Below are 421 nucleotides of genomic sequence, written 5' to 3' on the forward strand. Positions count from 1 at the left end.
GGTGCAGGAATTCAAACACATCGTCACCGTACCGACCGACCCACAGTCTGGTCAGCCGTCCGGCCAGCGTGTACACAAGCCGTTCAAATTCACCGTCGCGCTGAACAAAGCGGTTCCGCTGAACAAAGCGGTTCCGCTGATGTACAACGCCCTGGCGTCTGGCGAAATGCTGCCGACTGTCACCCTGAAATGGTATCGCACGTCGGTTGAAGGTAAGCAAGAGCACTTTTTCTCTACCGTGCTGACCGATGCCACCATCGTCGACATCGACTGCAAAATGCCACACTGCCAGGACCCGGCCAAGCTGGACTACACCCAGCTGATTGAAGTCTCCCTGGCCTACCGCAAAATCGACTGGGAGCACACCGTTGCCGGTACGTCCGGCTCTGATGACTGGCGTGCACCGGTCGAAGCGTAATTC

The 421-nt window shown here is 57.5% G+C and carries 1 protein-coding gene; it reads left to right on the top strand.

Annotated elements, in window-relative coordinates; genetic code table 11:
- Nucleotides 1-418: Hcp family type VI secretion system effector (locus H0248_RS21275; RefSeq protein WP_180787396.1), on the top strand; the 418-nt coding region annotated here is incomplete at its 5' end.
- Nucleotides 419-421 lie beyond the last annotated feature (3 nt).

This window comes from Pectobacterium brasiliense (genome assembly GCF_013449685.1).
In the GTDB taxonomy this organism is placed as follows: Bacteria; Pseudomonadota; Gammaproteobacteria; order Enterobacterales; family Enterobacteriaceae; genus Pectobacterium; species Pectobacterium brasiliense_A.